The sequence below is a fragment of the Edaphobacter acidisoli genome, assembly GCF_014642855.1.
GTDB classification, from domain to species: domain Bacteria; phylum Acidobacteriota; class Terriglobia; order Terriglobales; family Acidobacteriaceae; genus Edaphobacter; species Edaphobacter acidisoli.
On sequence record NZ_BMJB01000002.1, the window covers coordinates 311,438 to 328,635 of the forward strand.

Annotated in this window: 14 protein-coding genes; 8 read left to right on the forward strand and 6 right to left on the reverse strand. The window is 60.9% G+C overall.

What is annotated here, in order from left to right; translation table 11 throughout:
• Positions 1-45: 45 nt before the first annotated feature.
• The gene (gene kdsA / locus IEX36_RS14395; protein ID WP_188760252.1) at positions 46-879 is read left to right on the forward strand and encodes a 3-deoxy-8-phosphooctulonate synthase; all 834 of its coding nucleotides are present in this window, start codon (positions 46-48) and stop codon (positions 877-879) included.
• Between the two features lies 1 nt (position 880).
• Here the strand turns inward: kdsA and IEX36_RS14400 are convergent, their stop codons facing one another.
• Positions 881-1,840: an EamA family transporter gene (locus tag IEX36_RS14400; protein ID WP_188760253.1), complete on the reverse strand. Its 960-nt coding sequence runs from the start codon at positions 1,838-1,840 to the stop codon at positions 881-883.
• A 91-nt stretch (positions 1,841-1,931) separates the two neighbouring features.
• Here IEX36_RS14400 and IEX36_RS14405 point away from each other — a divergent pair, with 91 nt between their 5' ends.
• The 3 genes from IEX36_RS14405 to IEX36_RS14415 all read left to right on the forward strand — a co-directional run bounded on the left by IEX36_RS14405 (position 1,932) and on the right by IEX36_RS14415 (position 4,853).
• Positions 1,932-2,609 (forward strand): hypothetical protein, encoded by a 678-nt coding sequence (locus IEX36_RS14405; protein ID WP_188760254.1) that lies wholly within the window; start codon positions 1,932-1,934, stop codon positions 2,607-2,609.
• Positions 2,610-2,954: 345 nt separating this feature from the next.
• Positions 2,955-4,340, forward strand: a complete 1,386-nt coding sequence (locus tag IEX36_RS14410) for an acetyl ornithine aminotransferase family protein (protein WP_188760255.1) — start codon at positions 2,955-2,957, stop codon at positions 4,338-4,340.
• A gap of 156 nt (positions 4,341-4,496) precedes the next feature.
• Complete coding sequence (locus IEX36_RS14415; RefSeq protein WP_188760256.1) at positions 4,497-4,853, forward strand: hypothetical protein; 357 nt, start codon at positions 4,497-4,499, stop codon at positions 4,851-4,853.
• Positions 4,854-4,953: 100 nt separating this feature from the next.
• Here the strand turns inward: IEX36_RS14415 and IEX36_RS14420 are convergent, their stop codons facing one another.
• The 4 genes from IEX36_RS14420 to IEX36_RS14435 all read right to left on the reverse strand — a co-directional run bounded on the left by IEX36_RS14420 (position 4,954) and on the right by IEX36_RS14435 (position 10,694).
• On the reverse strand, positions 4,954-5,925 hold the full coding sequence (locus IEX36_RS14420; protein WP_188760257.1) for a 2-hydroxyacid dehydrogenase: 972 nt from the start codon (positions 5,923-5,925) through the stop codon (positions 4,954-4,956).
• 68 nt (positions 5,926-5,993) lie between these two features.
• Positions 5,994-7,841 carry a CRTAC1 family protein gene (locus IEX36_RS14425; protein WP_188760258.1) on the reverse strand — a complete coding sequence of 616 codons (1,848 nt, stop codon included), beginning with the start codon at positions 7,839-7,841 and terminating at the stop codon, positions 5,994-5,996.
• 128 nt (positions 7,842-7,969) lie between these two features.
• Complete coding sequence (locus IEX36_RS14430; RefSeq protein WP_229669031.1) at positions 7,970-9,058, reverse strand: LacI family DNA-binding transcriptional regulator; 1,089 nt, start codon at positions 9,056-9,058, stop codon at positions 7,970-7,972.
• Positions 9,059-9,119: 61 nt separating this feature from the next.
• Positions 9,120-10,694, reverse strand: coding sequence for a ribulokinase (locus IEX36_RS14435; protein WP_188760259.1), 1,575 nt, complete (start codon positions 10,692-10,694; stop codon positions 9,120-9,122).
• Positions 10,695-10,919: 225 nt separating this feature from the next.
• Here IEX36_RS14435 and kdgD point away from each other — a divergent pair, with 225 nt between their 5' ends.
• The 4 genes from kdgD (at position 10,920) to garD (ending at position 16,152) form a co-directional block, all read left to right on the forward strand.
• The gene (kdgD, locus tag IEX36_RS14440; protein ID WP_188760260.1) at positions 10,920-11,834 is read left to right on the forward strand and encodes a 5-dehydro-4-deoxyglucarate dehydratase; all 915 of its coding nucleotides are present in this window, start codon (positions 10,920-10,922) and stop codon (positions 11,832-11,834) included.
• Between the two features lie 62 nt (positions 11,835-11,896).
• Entirely contained in the window at positions 11,897-13,195 is a 1,299-nt protein-coding gene (locus IEX36_RS14445) for an MFS transporter (protein ID WP_188760261.1), read from the forward strand.
• Positions 13,192-14,547, forward strand: a complete 1,356-nt coding sequence (locus IEX36_RS14450) for an enolase C-terminal domain-like protein (RefSeq protein ID WP_188760262.1) — start codon at positions 13,192-13,194, stop codon at positions 14,545-14,547. The genes IEX36_RS14445 and IEX36_RS14450 overlap by 4 nt, the downstream gene beginning before the upstream one ends.
• A 51-nt stretch (positions 14,548-14,598) precedes the next feature.
• On the forward strand, positions 14,599-16,152 hold the full coding sequence (gene garD / locus IEX36_RS14455) for a galactarate dehydratase (RefSeq protein ID WP_188760263.1): 1,554 nt from the start codon (positions 14,599-14,601) through the stop codon (positions 16,150-16,152).
• 25 nt (positions 16,153-16,177) lie between these two features.
• Here the strand turns inward: garD and IEX36_RS14460 are convergent, their stop codons facing one another.
• Entirely contained in the window at positions 16,178-16,897 is a 720-nt protein-coding gene (locus IEX36_RS14460; protein WP_188760264.1) for a hypothetical protein, read from the reverse strand.
• Positions 16,898-17,198 lie beyond the last annotated feature (301 nt).

A 17,198-nucleotide genomic window follows, 5' to 3' on the forward strand; every position in this document is an offset into this window, starting at 1 on the left:
ACGAACGATCGAGTCCGCATGCTCCACTTATGTTGAAATAAGAGCGTGACGCATCCATTCCATGTTGGCGAAGGCTCCAGGCAGGTCGAAGTTGGCCGGGGCAGGTTGTTCCTGATTGCAGGTCCTTGCGTGATCGAGTCTGAGGCCCATGCCCGCAAGATGGCCGACGCAATCCAGCGCGTCACCGCGGACCTTGGCGTCCCGTACATCTTCAAGGCCAGCTACGACAAGGCCAACCGCACCTCACTGCGCAGCTTTCGCGGGCCGGGCCTTACAGAAGGCTGCCGCATCCTGCGCGCCATCGGCGAGAGCACCGGCCTGCCCGTCCTTACCGACGTTCACACCGCCGAAGACTGCACGCCGGTCGCTGAAGCCGTCGATGTTCTGCAAATCCCGGCGTTCCTCTGCCGCCAGACTGATCTGCTCGCCGCCGCAGCGAAGACTTGCCGCGCCATCAACGTGAAGAAGGGACAGTTTGTCGCACCCTGGGACATGCGCCACGCCGTCGAGAAGATTCGCGAGAGCGGCAATGAACGTGTCTCGCTTACAGAGCGTGGCGCGAGCTTTGGCTACAACAACCTCGTCGTCGACATGCGCTCCCTGCCCGTCTTGCGGGGCTTTGCTCCGGTAGTCTTCGACGGTACGCACTCGGTGCAGACGCCCTCGGCGGCCAACGGCGTCAGCGGCGGCCAGCCCGAATTCATCCCAGTACTCACACGCGCGGCTGTAGCCGCTGGAGTTGATGGCGTCTTTCTCGAAGTCCACGACAATCCCGCTGAGGCAAAGTCCGACGGAGCCAACGCCCTTCACCTCAACAAGCTCAAGTCCGTGCTCGAGCAGTTGCTTGCAGTTCACGCAGCAGTGAACGAGCAGCGGTGAACTAGACACTGCCGCTGGCGGCAATGTCCTCGTCGATCACATTGACCGCTCCTGTCTTCAGGTTCGCGCCGGTCACCAGAAATACAGCAAGCAGCACCGCTCCCATGCCGACATACTCAACCGGCACAAAGCGCTCGTGTAGTATCACCGCGCCCAGCACAACAGCAATCACCGGATTCACATACGCGTAGGTCGCTACCTTTGATACCGGAACATGGTCTAGCAGGTAGATATAGGCGGTGAAGCCTGTCAGCGAGCCGAAGACAACGAGGTAGGCAACCGAACTCCATGCCTGCACGCCCCATCTGGCATGGTGATATCGGCCAAGCGCAAGCATCACGCAAAGGTTGAACAGACCTCCGAAGAGCAGTTGCCAACCTGCTGCTGCAAAGCCGCCAATGCGGAATCGAGTACGCCGCGAGATGACCGAGGCGCAGGTCCAGCAAAATGCTCCAAAGAGCGCGGCGCCTGCCGCGATGATCTGGCGCGAGTCGCCATGCAGGCTGTCGCGCAGGCCCGGCCACAGCAGAAAGCTCAAGCCAAGGAAGCCGATGAAGATGCCAAGCCATCCCCGCGCAGGCAATCCTCCATCATTTGGAAGCAGCATTTCAATCAGAGCGGCATAAAGAGGAATGGTCGCCGCAAGTAGGGAAGCGAGTCCGCTCGAGATGTACTGTTCGCTCCAGGCGACGCCCGGATTGCCCAAACCCAGCATCAGTATGCCGATAATGACCAGCATCCCCAGCTCGCGCCGACTAGGCAATACCGGTTTTCGGAAGATCACGCACGCGCCAAGCACAATCAGGGCGGCAATCAGAAAGCGCAAGGTGACCAGCACGAAGGGTGGAAGCACCTCCACACCGTAACGCACAGCCAGGAATGTACTGCCCCAGAAGAAATAGATGCAGACAAACGAGATCAGAGTGCGCGTGCGATTTGGCGATGACGGAGAACCAGGCATCCCCTTCATGTTATCCGCAACGGGGTCAAATGAATTTCTCCAATGACGCGCAGTCTTCAGATGGATACGGTGGCGATGCTAGGATTAACGCATGCCTTCACGTTTCGCTGCGCCTTTCGTTCTGCTTGTTCTGTGTCTGGTAAGTCTTCCGCAGGCGCCTGCGCAGTCAGGCGGTGTGCCCCGGATTTATCACGACCAATCCATGGGGATTACCTACTTCTATCCCCAGCGCTTTACGCCGGAGCAGTTCACGCCGGCCAAGCTCGATTCCACGCAGGCCTGCGTAAAGTCCGGTCTGGCGGGTAGCTCGGCGACCCCAGTTGGAACCTCGGCATTCGTCGTCTCGAGCATCGGATCGACATGTCCCAAGGTGCTTCAATCGGCTGCTGCGAACCTCGACAGCTTCACGCGCGAGCAGGTGTTACGCCAGCTCAAGCGCTATGGCAAGCCCGAGGTCACCCGTGATGCCACTCACTACACCATCGACGGCCATCCGGCTTCGATTACCATCGCCGCAGTCAGGCATCCTGCGGCAGTCGATGTGAACAGCGTTGCTCCGCCGAAGATGACGTATGCCGCCAAGGCGTGCATGCTGGGCGAGGTTCCCGACAAGCACAGCAAGGCAAGTATCGCCGAGCAGACCAAACAGATTGTCTGCTTCGACTTCACCACAGCCGAGAAGGATCTACTGCCCGAGATGCTTGCCTTTACCGTGCAGTTTGACGGTGGAAGCCTGGAGCCGCTCGTGCCCGGCGGAATCCTGCACTGAGCCTGCTCTGCGATATACTTTTGGCAGCAGGCTTCAGGTTTGCCCATGAAAGCGCGCTCTTCAGCCACGTTTTATCATTCCCTGACGGCACGGGGCCTCTGGTGCAACTCCAGAAGGCGCCAGATGCCGCGGTGGTATCTGCGCGTGCTGCCATCGTCCTCGCGACCTAGTCTCTTCGCCGGCGACTAAGCGGAAGTGAATCTCCAGACCGGCGAAGTCCACAGCGCAAGCCCCGATCCGCCAGCGCAACGCGCGCGACATGCCGCAAGCCCATTGACTCATTGACTGGCGCGGCGCGGACGGCCATCTACATACCGCTGCCTAAACATTTTTGAGGAGACACCCATGAGCACCCTTGCACAGGAACAGTCCCGCATTGCCACCGAAGCCGACCACGCCAAATTTGGCCCCAGGCTGAAGACCGCCCTGCCGGGCCCACTCGCGAAGAAGGTAGTTGCCGATGACGACCGCGTCATCTCGCCCAGCTACACGCGCAGTTATCCCATGGTTGCGAAGTCCGGCCGCGGCATCCGCGTCACCGACGTCGACGGCAACGAGTTCCTCGACTTCGCCGCCGGCATCGCCGTCAACTCGACCGGCCATTGTCATCCTGAGGTCGTCAAAGCCATCCAGGACCAGGCCGCCGAGCTGATCCACATGTCCGGCACGGACTTCTACTACGACCACATGATCAAGCTGGCCGACCGCCTCAGCGCCATCGCGCCGATGCCTGGCCCGCACCGCTTCTACTACGGCAACTCCGGCGCCGAAGCGGTCGAGTGCGCCATCAAGGTCGCCCGCTACCACACCGGCCGGCAGAACATCATCGCCTTCTTCGGCGCATTCCACGGCCGCACCATGGGTGCGCTCTCGCTGACAGCCTCGAAGCCCCAGCAGAAGCGCCGCTTCGCCCCGCTCGTCCCCGGCGTGCACCACGTCCCGTATCCATATGCGTACCGCAACTGCACCGGCACAGCCGAGGAGCAGGAAGCCTACGCGCTCAACTGCGCACGCTACATCGAAGAGAAGCTCTTCAAGACCATCCTTCCTCCCGAAGAGGTCGCAGCCATCATCCTTGAACCCATCCAGGGCGAAGGCGGTTACGTTGTGGCTCCAGACAACTTCCTCAAGGAGATCCGCCGCATCTGCGACCAGCACGGCATCCTGCTCATCGCCGACGAGGTGCAGTCCGGCGTGGGCCGCACCGGCAAGTGGTGGGCCATCGATCACTCCGGCGTCCAGCCCGACATCGTCTGCATCGCCAAAGGCATCGCCTCCGGCATGCCGCTCGGCGTCTGCATGACAAAGGCCAGCGTCATGAACTGGGTCCCCGGCTCCCACGCCAGCACGTATGGAGGCAATCCGATTGCCATCGCTGCGGCCCTCGCCACGCTCGACATCATCGAGCGGGACGCGCTCAAAAATGCAGCGCAGGTTGGCGCGAAGATGATCGACCGGCTGAAGGGCTGGGTCGCCAAACACCCTCACGTTGGCGACATACGCGGGCGCGGCCTGATGATCGGCATCGAGATCGTCAAGGACCAGAAGACGCGCGAGGCCGCCGGCGACCTGCGCGACAAGATCGTCGAACTGGCCTTCGAGCGCGGGTTACTGATTCTTGGTTGCGGTGCAAACAGCATCCGCCTCTGCCCGCCTCTGGTGGTCAACCAGCAGGAAGCCGACGTGGCACTCGATATCCTGGAAGAGTCGATTGTGCTCGCATCGAAGTAACCGCTTCGAGCGCGGACAGAGAGGTTGCGCTGTCCGCGCGAAGCTGTTACTTAAAAACAGGGAACGCGTGGCTGGAGAAGCAGGCCTCCGTACTCACTTTTTTCGATTTGCTGCATCCTACCCCAGTACACCTTTTGCTTTAGGGAGAAAAACCGCATGGCCGCCGAAAGCCTGAACGCCGAGAGCCTGAACATCAACATCGCACCTCTCTTCGCTACGAACATCGACTCAGCCTGCGGAGAGATGCTTGGCCTGCTTCACGAAGAAACCCTCGTTGTATCCCCGCGCGCGCCCCGTCTCGATGAAGATGAAGAGGACAACGACCGCGACGGCTACGACGAGGAAGAAGATCAGGACGACGACGAATTCGACGAAGAAGATGATGACGGCGATGTCGATGACGAAGACGACGACTTCGAAGATGACGACGACTATGAAGATGACGACGATGATGACGATGACTTTGAAGACGAGGATGACGACGAAGACGATGACGAGGAAGAAGACGCCTAAACCGTCACCGCTGTAAGGTTTCTTCAGCTACCGTCAGTCGCAGCGGGAAAAATAGAAGGCTCGCATCCATCGAGGACGCGGGCCTTTGTCTTTATACCCTTCAATAGCCTGCGTCAGACACCACGTTTTCAAGCGGTTCGCCAGCGATATAGCGCCTTACCTGTTCCGCACCAAAGCGGAAGGCGCGGTGAATAAACTCAGGCGTCGAACCGCCAACGTGCGGAGTGATCAGACAGTTCGGTGCGCTCCACAAAGGATGCCCCTGCGGCAGCGGCTCCGGATCAGTCACATCAAGAGCCGCGCTGATGCGACGCCCCTGAAGCGCCTCGACCAACGCCATAGTATCGACGACCGGGCCGCGCGCGGCGTTCACAAGCAACGCGCCATGCTTCATCAGCCCAATCTGCCGTGCGCCGATCATCCCTTCCGTTTCAGGCGTAAGCGGAACAATAGCGACCACAATATCCGCCTGTGGCAGAAGCTTGTCGAGTTCGCCAACGCTCGCAACCTCCGGCTTGTTCCGCGCACTGCGCGCCACGCGCAGCATGTTGACCCCAAACGGCGCAAGCCGCGCCTCTATCGCCGCACCGATAGACCCATAGCCGACGATCAACACAGTCTTGCCCGCGAGGTCATCGCCCAGAACCTTGTACTGCCCAATCTGCGGCCCGCGCTCGTTGAGAAAGCCTCCCGTCTCAGCGGCCTGCCCGCGCCACTCCTGCGCAGTCTGCATGTCGCGGTACAGCGGAAAGCGCTTCAGCGAAGCGAGGATGGCAGCCAGCACCCACTCCGACGCGGAGATGTCATGAATGCCGCGCCCATCGCACAACACAACGTCCTTCGGCAGCCACGGCGCAATCCAGTCGATACCCGCCATCATCGACTGCACCACCTTCACCCCGCGCAGACGCCGAAAGGTCTCCTGCGCATTCTTGCGTGCAAAGGGAATGATCCAGAAATCGACATCCAGCACATCGGAAGACTGACGCGGAATCCGGACAATCTGCGCCTCAGCCGGAAACCCCGCAACCAGCTCCTCAGCCAGGTTTTCATCAACGCCTACGCGAACCATGCCAACAGTTTGCACGAGGCACAGGTATGTACGCCAGCGGAGCGCCGGAATTTCGGCGAAGGATGCGGCTACAGCTTGCTGCCCTTGCCTTCCGTCAGCGTCGCAATCTGGTCAACCTTGCTGAGCGTAAACAACTCCTTCAGACCATCCGGCCAATGCACTTCAATCTTGTCGATCTTCGTTGCATCGCCCAGCCCGAAGTGCACGCGCGGGTCATTTGTGGAAGCGTAGCTGCCGCCGGAGACCACATCGCCACGCTGCCTCATGCCTCCAGCCGTGAGGTAGACGGTTGAGCCGACAGCATCGCGTGGACTCTTCGGCCCACCAATCAGCTTCAACTCAACCCAGTGGTGCTTGTCGTTCGAGACGTTCCGCAGCAGCGCCGGGTGCCCATCCAGCACATTGATGACCACATCCATCTTGCCATCGTTGAACAGGTCGCCCACAGCCAGACCGCGGCCCACATAGGTCTTCGCCAGTGCCGTGCCCTCCACGGGAGGCACCTCTTCAAACTTCTTGCCTTCAAGATTGCGGAAGAGCAGCGGACGCTGCGCCCACGTCGTGCCCCAGTTCATCTTGTCCACCTGAGGATAGACGTGACCATTAGAGATGACGATGTCCTTCCACCCATCATTGTCATAGTCGATGAAGGCGTCGCCCCAGCCGAGGAAGGGAATCGTCGGCTCGGCCAATCCCATCTGATAACTCACGTCGGTAAAACTGGCGTCGCCGTCATCGCGATAGAGCGGGTTGTAGTCGTCCGAAAAAGTCGTGTTGTAAAAATCGATGAGCCCATTGTTGCGATAGTCGCCATAAGCAATACCCATCGACGCAGTCTCGCGCCCATTCTCATTCAGCGCGTAGCCGGAGGCATAGCTGTCATCCTCAAACGTGCCGTCACCCTTGTTGATATACAGATAGTTCGGCGTGGAATCATCCGCGACGAGCAGGTCGGGCTTCCCATCGCCGTTCACGTCGATAAAGAGCGAAGCGAGGCCGTAGTAAAGATTCTTATCGCTGACGCCAGCCTTCTCGCTCACATCGGTAAACGTGCCGTCGCCATTGTTGTGAAACAGATGATCGCCCTCACCCTTCAGTCCGCGCGGCCCGCACATTGTCTGCACACCACGGAATTGGCAGAGCGCGACTCCATTAACACCCGATGCAGGCTGATGCGCCATGTCGTAGTGAATGTAGCCCGGGACGAAGAGGTCGAGCCGCCCGTCGCCGTCATAGTCTCCCCAGGTCGCGCCAGTGGACCAGTTGCCAAGCGTGACGCCAGCCTTCTCGGCGACGTCCGTAAAAGTGCCATCGTGGTTGTTGTGGTACAGGCGATTCTTGCCGAAGTTCGTGACGTAGATATCGGGCCAGCCATCGTTGTCATAGTCCGCAATGGCAACACCAACGCCCCACCGGTCATTGGTCACGCCCGCCTTCTCCGCAACATTGGTGAAGGTGCCATCGTGGTTGTTGTGAAACAACGCCGCCTTGGGCGGGGCCGCCTTGCCCGCAAGCGCATCCGGAGTCGAGCCGTTGACGATGTAGATGTCCAGCCAACCATCATTGTCGTAGTCGATCAGCCCAACGCCCGAACCATTCGTCTCGATGATGTAGTTCTTCTCCGGCGTGCCCATCGTGTGCTTCCACGTGTCGAGCCCGGCCTTCTCGGAGATGTCCTCGAAGACGACAGGGCCATTCTTGACGAAGCCTCCAGCCGTAATAGGCCGATGTTGGCTATCAAGCACTGCCTCATGCACACCACCAGTGTTAACTCCGCCGCCCATCTGCTGCGCGGAGCTGTCCGGAGCCTGCGCGACCGACACAGTAGGAGCGAGCATCAGCGAGACACACATGCCAAGCACAGCCAGCGGACGAAGCGAAAACAGATGGTCAGACGTGGAGTAACGAAATGGCATGTGCTGGTCCTGTCGGCTGGTGGTTAGGTTGGTGAAGTGGCTGTCACGCTATTCAAAGCTGCACCAACAGGTTTACCACGCGAATGTGCTCGAGCGCACAACCGAAGCACAGCGGCCGCGCGTCTCCGTCACGATCTCCGCTTATTCAGATGAACTGTCGATCCCCGGGGAAACCCAGTGGATTCGCGCACAATCAGCGTAGTCGGAATGTTGTATTCGCGTTTAGCAGAAGCGCCTCCCTCTTCCACATGGGCGCGCAGCGCAGTGAAGGCCGCGCGGGCCAACTCATAACGCGACATCTGGATCGTCGTCAGCGGAGGAATAGTCATTTCGGCAATATGGATATCGTCATAGCCAATCACCGAGAGATCATCAGGAACGCGCAGCCCAGCCTGGTAGACCTTGTGCAGCACACCGATTGCTGTCATATCGTTCGAGCACATCACAGCCGTGGGCATCGTCTTCGTGGCCAACAGCTTTTCCATGGCTGCAGTGCCCCCTTCGAGCGTATGGTCCCCTTCGATAATCCACCGCGGATTCTCTGTGATGCCGCACTCCTTCAGCGACTTTGAAAACGCCAGCTCGCGCGAGTGCGCCGAATGTAGCTTCGGCGGCCCGGTAATGAAGGCGATGTCCTTGTGCCCCAGCGCAGCCAGGTGCTGCACTCCCTGACGAATCCCGCGATGATAATCAACCTTCAGCAGGCTGATGCCCGGCCGCTCCGGCGCCACATCGATAAAGACCAGCGGCACCTTGCGCCTGGCGAGTTGCTCCAGCAGCGGCTCTTCGATTCCGAAGGTCATCATCGCGACGCCTTCCACCTTGCGCTCGATCATGCGCCGCACACAGTGCGCCATGCGTTCCGGATCGTTATTGGTAGAGCTGACTAAAATCTCGAAACCATGCTCGACAGCAATGTCCTCGAATCCCTGAATCAGCTCAGGAAAGAACGGATTCGTGATCTCCGACACAATAAGGCCAAATAATCGGCTGCGGCCAGAGACCAGCGCGCGCGCCTGCGTGTTGGGATAATAATCGAGCTCATCGATCACTTCCCACACGCGCTTGGCCAGTTTGGCATTCACCGTAGGCACGCGATTGATGGTGCGTGAAACGGTAGCAATCGAGACATTAGCCATCCGCGCAATCGTGCGTATGTCCATGCGTTCCGGTTTGTCACTCTTACGCTTGGTGCGCTTGGCTGATTTGGTGGTCATTCAGGTTGGTCTTTAATCTTTGCTTACGAGAATATCCGAAGACATGTTCCTTTCGCTCTGATTAGCGGCTTGCCGCAGCAATTCTTCTTAGCTCTGGTAGTACCATCCCGAGCGGCTCCGCCTTGGCTCCGGGCTGCCCCAGCGCAAAGTACGCCTTGCGATACAGCGGATACAGCTGCTCATAAACCGCAACCGCAGCAGGCTGTGGCGTGTATGTGCGATAGGGGAGGCAGACACTCTTCTGCGCCTCTTCAATCGTCTTGAAGGCGCCCGCCGCCAGCAGCGCAAAGATGCCGGAGCCAAGGCTGGTCGGCGTTCCATCCGGCACCAGCACAGGCTTATTCAGCACATTGGCGTAGATCTGGTTCAGCACCGCATTGTTCTGCGGAATGCCGCCGGCATTGATGACGCGCTCCACCGGAACGCCATGCTCCGCCATCCGCTCCAGAATGATCCGCGTGTGCAGCGCCGTTCCCTCAATCGCTGCGAAGAGCTCATCCTGCGCGGTATGCAGCAGGTTCCAGCCGAAAGTAACTCCACCCAGCTCTGGATTTACCAGCACCGTGCGATCGCCATTGTCCCAGCTCAGTCGCAGCAACCCGGTCTGCCCTGCGCGATAGCCTTCAAGCCCCTTCGCCAGCTCGCTGACCTTCACGCCGGCGCGTCGTGCGATGGCCTCAAAGATATCGCCCGTAGCCGAAAGCCCAGCCTCGATGCCGGTGTAGTCCGGATGCACACTGCCCGGCACCACGCCGCAGACACCAGGCACCAGCTCCGTCTTCTTCGCCATCGCGATGATGCACGTCGAGGTGCCAACAACATTCACCACATCGCCCTCGCGGCAGCCCGCGCCAATCGCGTCCCAGTGCGCATCGAACGCGCCAACCGGAACAGGAATGCCAGGCTTCAAGCCCATCTCCGCGGCCCACTTCTCAGAGAGCCCCCCTGAGACCGCATCCGAAGCAAGATACTCGCCGCCAATCTTCGCGCGCACTCCATCAAACAGCGGATCGACCTTCGAGAGAAACCACTGCGGCGGAAGCCCGTCCCACTTCGGGTTCCACATCCACTTATGCCCCATCGCACAGATGCTGCGCTTCACCTTCGCAGGATCTGTAACGCCGATCAGCGTAGCCGCAACCATGTCGCAGTGTTCCAGCGCCGTAGCGAAGCGCCCCCGTTTCTCAGGGTTATGTCGGAGCCAGTGCAGCAGCTTCGCAAAACCCCACTCGTGCGAGTAGACATCGCCGCACCAGTGAATCGCCTCCAGGTCTTCAGCCAGCGCCAGCTCCGTAATCTGCCGCGCCTCTTTGTGCGCACGATGGTCGCACCACAGATAGTAGTCATCGAGCGGCTGCAGATTCGCATCGACAGGAATCACGCTCGATCCAGTCGTGTCCAGCGCAATGGCGGCAACATCTTCCCCGTTGACCTTGCCTTTGGCAAGCGCATCTCGCGTCGCGCGAACAAGCGCCTGCATCTGATCCGCGTGTGATTGTGTGGCGTAATCAGGATCATCGCGCCGCCGCGCCAGCGGATACTCCGCCGAAGCCGTTGCCAGCCGTCCGTGCTCGCTCGAAAGCAAAGTGACGCGCACACTCAGCGTCCCAAAATCAACTCCTGCAACAACTGCCACGGCTGCTCCTTTGTCATGCATGCGACCCCGCTGTCAGGAAAAGCAGCGGGCCAGGGGAATTGAGAAATCGTTTACTCTTGACTGCCTTTCTATCGATTCCTTACTTTGTTGTCAATGCAATCAGCCTGCGCAACGCTCGCACTCCCCCCAGAAGAATCACGCGTAGCCTGTTTTTAATCATGCCTGATTTAGTATCAAGAGCGTACCAAAGGAGAGCCATACCGCATGCAGAAGATGTCCCCCGCCGAAATGGCAAAGAAGATTGGCGAAGGCCTGCTCTCTTTCCCCGTCACCCACTTCACCCGCGACTTCGCCTTCGACGAAGCCCCATACCGCCAACACATCGCCTGGCTCCTGGAGCACAACCCCGCCGGGCTCTTCGCCGCAGGCGGCACAGGTGAATTCTTCTCCCTCACCCTCGACGAGTTCTCCCGCGTCGTCTCAGCAGCCGTGCGCGAAACCGCCGGGCGCGTCCCCGTACTCGCCGGCTGCGGCTACGGCACAGCCATGGCGAAGCAGTTCGCCGCCGCAGCCGAGAGCGCAGGCGCCGACGGCCTCCTGCTCATGCCGCCCTATCTCGTCAACGCCGACCCTACCGGCCTGCTCGCCCACGCCGAAGCCGTCTGCGCCTCCACCAAGCTCGGCGTCATCTTCTACAACCGCGACAACGCCATCATCGACGACACCATGCTTGCCCGCCTCGCCGAGCGCTGCCCCAACCTCGTCGGCTTCAAAGACGGCCACGGCGACATTGAGCTGATGACGCGCATCTACGCCCGCCTCGGCGACCGCCTCACCTACATCGGCGGCCTGCCCACAGCCGAAACCTTCGCGCTGCCGTACCTCGAAATGGGCGTGACAACGTACTCCTCGGCTATCTTCAACTTCCTGCCCAGCTTCGCGCAGCAGTTCTACGCCGCCGTGCGCAGCCGCGACCGAGAGAAGGTCTACGCAGGCCTCCGCGAATTCGTCCTGCCGTACATCGCCATCCGCAACCGGCGCAAAGGCTACGCGGTCTCCATCGTGAAGGCAGGCCTCACCGCCGTGGGACGCCCCGCGGGCCCAGTGCGCACCCCGCTGGTCGATCTCAACGAGCAGGAGCTTGCCGACCTGAAGAAGCTGATCGGAGACCGCTCCTGAGCAGTCTCCCCATCAACGCCGGCCCGACGAAGCGCACGCGCATACGGTATCTCATCGTCGCCATGCTCTTCGCCGCCAGTGCCTTCAGCTACGGCGACCGCGTCGCGTTGTCCATTGCAGGCGTCTCCATCTCGCGCGACCTTCACCTGAATGCACTCCGCCTCGGCTATCTCTTCTCCGGATTCAGTTGGGCCTACGTCGCAGGGCAACTCCCCGCCGGCGGCCTGCTCGATCGCTACGGCTCCAAGCGCGTCTACGGAACCAGCATCGTCCTCTGGTCGCTGTGCGCGCTGCTGGTGGGCTTCGCAGGATACCTCCCCGCAGCCATCGCCTTCTCGGTCATCTTCGGCCTCCGTCTGCTCTCCGGACTCGCGCAGTCGCCCGTCTTTCCCGGCAACGGCCGCATCGTAGCAAGCTGGTTCCCAACCGCGGAGCGCGGCACCGCCTCTGCAATCTTCAACTCGTCGCAGTACTTCGCCCTCGTTCTCTTTGGACCCATCATGGGCTGGATCGTCCATATCAGCGGCTGGAAGCAGTGCTTCTGGTTCCTGGGCGCGTTAGGCTTCGTGCTGGTCTACTTGTGGTCCAAAGTGATCCACGGCGTCAAAGACCATCCACGCATCAATCAGGCCGAGATCGACTTCATCGAGCAAGGCGGCGGCCTCACCAACATCGACTTCCGCGCAGGCAAAGCGCAGAAGCCCGCAAACCGCCTCACCTGGTCCGCCGTGAAGATGCTCCTGAGCAATCGTATGCTGGTCGGCATCTATCTCGGCCAGTACTGCATCACCACGTTGACGTGGTTCTTCCTCACCTGGTTCCCGGTCTATCTCTATGAGGCGCGCCACATGTCGATCGTCAAAGTCGGCATCATGGCCGCGCTGCCCGCGCTCTGTGGCTCCATCGGTGGTATCCTCGGCGGCGTCGTCTCCGACAAGCTCCTGCGCATGGGCCACTCGCTGACATTCGCCCGCAAGGTCCCCATCGTCTCGGGAATGCTGCTCGCCGTCACCATGCTCGGCTGCAACTACACCAACACGCAGTGGCTCGTCATGGTGCTCCTGTCGTTCGCCTTCTTCGGCAAAGGCTTCGGCGCGCTCGGCTGGACGGTCATCGCCGACACCTCGCCAAAGCCGCTGATCGGCATCAACGGCGGGCTATTTAATTTGATAGGCAACCTTGCAGGCGTCACCACGCCCATCGTCATCGGCTACATCGTCAAACGCACCGGCTCCTTCAACGACGCGCTCATCTTCGTCGCGGCCACCGCCGTCATGGCCATCGTCGCGTACCTGCCCATCGTCGGCGAGATCAAGCGCGTCGACTTCGACCTTCCAGAGCCATCAGGCGGTGCCGCATGATCGACCCCGGCAATCTCACCGACAATCTCAAGGGAACGCCTCAAGTCAAAACCATGCGCGTCATCCCGGTCGCCGGACACGACAGCATGTTGCTCAACCTCAGCGGAGCGCACGCGCCCTTCTTCACTCGCAACCTCGTCATCCTCACCGACAGCGCCGGCCACACCGGAGTAGGAGAAGTCCCCGGCGGAGAAAAAATCCGCAACGTCCTCGAAGACAGCCGCGTGCTCGTCGAAGGCCAGTCCATCGCGGCGTACCAGCAGATTCTCAACACCGTGCAGCAGCGCTTCGGAGACCGCGACGCAGAGGGCCGCGGCCTCCAGACCTTCGATCTGCGCACGACAGTCCACGCCGTCACGGCCATTGAGTGCGCGCTGCTCGACCTGCTCGGCCAGTTCCTCGGCGTGTCCGTTGCCGCCTTGCTAGGCGAAGGCCAGCAGCGCACCCACGTCGACGTTCTCGGCTACCTCTTCTTCATCGGCGACAGAAAGAAGACCGATCTCCCCTATCAAAGCGGCGAACACGCAGACGACGAATGGCTGCGTCTGCGCCACGAAGAAGCGCTCTCCACCGAATCCATCCTGCGCCTCGCCGAAGCCGCACAAGCCCGCTACGGCTTCCACGACTTCAAGCTCAAAGGCGGCGTCTTCCCCGGCGCAAAAGAGATGGAAGCCGCAACCGCACTCGCCGAGCGCTTCCCCCAGGCCCGCATCACGCTCGACCCCAACGGGGCCTGGTCGCTCGACGAAGCCATCTCCCTCTGCACCGGCAAGCGCGAAGTCCTCGCCTACGCCGAAGACCCGTGCGGAGCCGAACAAGGCTTCTCCGGCCGCGAGATCATGGCCGAGTTTCGCCACGCCACCGGCCTCCCCACGGCAACCAACATGATCGCCACCAACTGGCGCGAGCTCAAGCACGCAGCCGAGTTGAGAGCCGTCGACATCCCTCTCGCCGACCCACACTTCTGGACCATGCAGGGCGCCGTGCGCGTAGCGCAGTTCTGCCGCGACTGGGGCATGACGTGGGGCTCGCACTCCAACAACCACTTCGACATCTCGCTTGCAATGTTCACCCACGTCGCCGCCGCCGCACCCGGAAAGATCACCGCCATCGACACGCACTGGATCTGGCAGGACGGCCAGCGCCTCACCCAAAATCCGCTCGTCATAGCCGATGGCAAAATCACAGTTCCGCAAACCCCAGGCCTCGGCGTCGAGTTGGACATGCAGCAGGTCGAAGCCGCACACCGTCTCTACCAACAGGAAGGCCTCGGTGCACGCGACGACGCGAAGGCAATGCAATATCTCCGCCCCGGCTGGAAGTTCAACCCCAAGCGCCCCTGCCTCGCTTGATGCAATCCCTCGCCTGATGCAATCTTTCGAGCATAGGAAGAAGATGGTCTCATGAACCACCCGCAGCCCGACCGTCCCCGTTCGCTTCGCATGGACCCGCGCGACAACGTCGCAATCGTTGTAAACGCCGGCGGCCTGCGCGAAGGCGCACAGCTCGAAGGCGGACTCACCCTGACAGAGCCAGTCCCCGAAGCCCACAAGTTCGCACTCAACGACCTGCCGCAAGGCGCACCCATCATCCGCTATGGAGTCACCATCGGCTACGCAACACGCGCAATCCAGCGCGGCAGTTGGGTGCACGAAGGCCTCATCACCCTCCCCGAAGCCCCCGCTCTCGATTCGCTCCCACTCGCAACCGAGACCCCAAAGCCCCAGCCTCCACTCGAAGGCTATACCTTCCAGGGGTATCGCAACCCCGACGGCACAGCCGGCACAAAAAACATCCTCGCCATCAGCACCACCGTGCAATGCGTCTCTTCGAGCGTCGAGTACGCCATACGCCGCATCAAGGCCGAGCTTCTCCCGCGCTACCCCAACGTAGACGACGTCGTCGCCATCACGCACAACTACGGCTGCGGCGTCGCCATCAACGCACCCGGCGCCGAGATCCCCATCCGCACCCTCGGCAATCTCGCCCTCAACCCAAACCTCGGCGGCGAACCGCTCGTCGTCAGCCTCGGCTGCGAAAAAATGCAGCCCTCGCGCATGTTACCCGCGAGCAAGCTTCCCGTGCTCCGCGAAGAGTCCTACGTCATGCGCTTTCAGGACGAAGAGTATCGCGGCTTCGGCGACATCATCGCCGCCATCATGCAGATGGCCGAGAAGCGCCTCGACCGCCTCAACCAGCGCCGCCGCGTCACCTGTCCCGCATCCGATCTCGTCGTCGGCCTGCAATGCGGAGGCAGCGACGCATTCTCCGGAGCCACAGCAAATCCCGCAGTAGGCTTCGCCAGCGACCTGCTCGTACGCGCCGGAGCAACCGTGATGTTCTCCGAAGTCACCGAAGTCCGCGACGCCATCGATCTACTCACCGCCCGCGCCGCCGACGAATCCGTCGCGCGCGAACTCGTCCGCCAGATGCACTGGTACGACGCCTACCTCGGCCGCGGAGACGCAGACCGCAGCGCCAATCCCACACCCGGCAACAAGGAAGGCGGCCTCGCCAACATCGTCGAAAAATCCCTCGGCTCCATCGCCAAAGCCGGAACCAGCGCAATAACCGGCGTCTTCGGCCCCGGCGAACGCGTCACAAAAAAAGGCCTCATCTTCGCCGCCACACCCGCAAGCGACTTCATCTGCGGCACGTTGCAGCTCGCCGCATCGATGAACATGCACATCTTCACCACAGGGCGCGGAACACCCTACGGCCTGGCGATGGCGCCAGTCATCAAAGTCGCCTCACGCACCGAGCTCGCCCAGCGCTGGCCCGACCTGATCGACCTCGACGCAGGAAGAATTGCGACAGGCCACGCGACCATCGAAGAAATAGGATGGGAGCTCTTCCGCATGGTCCTCGAAGTCGCCAGCGGCAACCAGCAGACCTGGGCCGACCACTGGGGCCTGCACAACGACTTCGCCCTCTTCAATCCAGCCCCAGTGACCTAGACCTGGATTGGATGAGGACGCGCCGCTAATGCGAAGCAGTCCCCGATTGCGAACCCTGCGAGCCAGTCTGCGAATTAGTTGACGACGCCTTCGTAGAAGAAGCAGCAGGTTTTGTCGTCGATTTCGTCGATTTTCTATGAGTCCTGCGTCGGGTGGTCGCCGTGTGGGTCACAGTGGGGCAGGGCACAGCAACAGGCTTCGGAGCCGCCGCAGCCGCGCGCGCATTCGCTTCAAGCACATGCACCCGCTGCTCACGAGCAGCCGCGGCGGTCTGCATCCGCTCGCCCAGTGCGCGTCTCCCGTTTTCAAGCGAGGTCAGCGCCCGGTTAAGAGCCGCTCCCTGGTCTGCCGGGGCCGACATGCGCCCAATCTCCGTCACGCGCAGCAGCACATCGTAAAGCGCTTCGATGTTTCGATAAGCAGGCAGAACCGCGACAACCGAATCAGGTGTACGGTCGGCAGTCGCCAGCAGCGGCGGCAGCGTATTGGTCAGGTCGTGCTGTATGGAGCTAACGTTCGACGCCGTCTCCTGCTTCATTGCGCCTGTCAGCTTCCACTTCTCCGGCCGCAACCCGTCCAGCGCGTTCCCAACATCACTCAGCGGCTGCTGCATGATGGCCGATGCGGTCGTTGTCTGGGGCGCCGCAGGTGCAGGACTAGCCGCCGTCTGGGCAGACTGCGCCGCGCAACTAGCGGCAACGAGCATAAGCGGCAAAACGAAGAAGTGCTTTCCTGTACATTTCATCAAAGATTTCTGTCTCCATTCGTCTCCAATGCCGCCACTGCGACGGAGAAGACGCATCGTTCTAGTTAGTGTTAGCGGTCTCTCGTTTTTGATGCCAGCAGAGCGTCTCCGCGTTATTCCATTCCAACCTAAAGCATCTCGCTGAAAATGTCCGCTCACCGGAACCCGCACGAGAGATTTGTGCCGAATTTCGGTCACCCGTGCGGGCATCGAGTAGTCGCCTTTTCTCAAAGGCCAACGCCGCCCCAAACAATTCCGCACCTCAAACTGCTGTACCGAAATGCGGAATTTCCGGCCTCAT

Bases quoted from the DNA above. Each gene is read 5' to 3' on its own strand.
- IEX36_RS14400 (WP_188760253.1), bottom strand. From the start codon at position 1,840: ATGCCTGGTTCTCCGTCATCGCCAAATCGCACGCGCACTCTGATCTCG.
- IEX36_RS14405 (WP_188760254.1), top strand. From the start codon at position 1,932: ATGCCTTCACGTTTCGCTGCGCCTTTCGTTCTGCTTGTTCTGTGTCTG.
- IEX36_RS14410 (WP_188760255.1), top strand. From the start codon at position 2,955: ATGAGCACCCTTGCACAGGAACAGTCCCGCATTGCCACCGAAGCCGAC.
- IEX36_RS14415 (WP_188760256.1), top strand. From the start codon at position 4,497: ATGGCCGCCGAAAGCCTGAACGCCGAGAGCCTGAACATCAACATCGCA.
- IEX36_RS14420 (WP_188760257.1), bottom strand. From the start codon at position 5,925: ATGGTTCGCGTAGGCGTTGATGAAAACCTGGCTGAGGAGCTGGTTGCG.
- IEX36_RS14425 (WP_188760258.1), bottom strand. From the start codon at position 7,841: ATGCCATTTCGTTACTCCACGTCTGACCATCTGTTTTCGCTTCGTCCG.
- IEX36_RS14430 (WP_229669031.1), bottom strand. From the start codon at position 9,058: ATGACCACCAAATCAGCCAAGCGCACCAAGCGTAAGAGTGACAAACCG.
- kdgD (WP_188760260.1), top strand. From the start codon at position 10,920: ATGCAGAAGATGTCCCCCGCCGAAATGGCAAAGAAGATTGGCGAAGGC.
- IEX36_RS14445 (WP_188760261.1), top strand. From the start codon at position 11,897: ATGCTCTTCGCCGCCAGTGCCTTCAGCTACGGCGACCGCGTCGCGTTG.
- IEX36_RS14450 (WP_188760262.1), top strand. From the start codon at position 13,192: ATGATCGACCCCGGCAATCTCACCGACAATCTCAAGGGAACGCCTCAA.
- garD (WP_188760263.1), top strand. From the start codon at position 14,599: ATGAACCACCCGCAGCCCGACCGTCCCCGTTCGCTTCGCATGGACCCG.
- IEX36_RS14460 (WP_188760264.1), bottom strand. From the start codon at position 16,897: ATGAAATGTACAGGAAAGCACTTCTTCGTTTTGCCGCTTATGCTCGTT.